Origin of the sequence: Paenibacillus sp. Lou8.1, assembly GCF_024213565.1 — a bacterium.
In the GTDB taxonomy this organism is placed as follows: domain Bacteria; phylum Bacillota; class Bacilli; order Paenibacillales; family Paenibacillaceae; genus Paenibacillus; species Paenibacillus polymyxa_B.
Map to the genome: position 1 here is coordinate 1 of NZ_JANAVN010000047.1, position 569 is coordinate 569.

The window sequence follows — 569 nt, forward strand, 5'->3', positions numbered from 1 at the left end:
ACCTGATGCTGGCTGTCGCCAAGCACCACCGTCATTCCACCCAACAAGGGCAAGATGGTTTCCAAGACGAAAATATCAAATGAAATGGTCGTGAGTGACAAAATCGTTTGGCTCGCTTCAAAGTCAATGACTTCACGCATCCCGGTAATAAAGTTGAGGACCGAGCGATGCTGGAGCATAACTCCTTTCGGATTTCCAGTCGAACCAGACGTATAGATGACATAAGCCAAATGCTCTGGGCGGGCAATCGCCTCCAGATTGCTGCTCTCTCCCTGATACAAGGCTGCATCCTCAAGAAATATGGCATTGGCGTTGCAATGATGCTCTTCCAACAGATCACGACTGGTCAGAAGCACTGTGGCCTCGCTATCTTCCAGCATGTAGGCAATACGAGAGGACGGAAATTCGGGATCAATCGGCACATAAGCACCACCTGCTTTTAGAACAGCCAGCAGACCTACGATCATTTCCACTGAACGCTGTACCATCAGACCGACCAGTTTGTCAGGTCCTACTCCTTGTGCTTGAAGCATTCGGGCCAATGAATTTGCCCGTTCATTCAGTTCCCG

Annotated in this window: 1 protein-coding gene; it reads right to left on the minus strand. The window is 49.7% G+C overall.

The window, feature by feature from the left end:
* On the minus strand, window positions 1–569 hold a 569-nt coding region (locus tag NLX78_RS26390; RefSeq protein WP_254351930.1), incomplete at both ends, for an AMP-binding protein.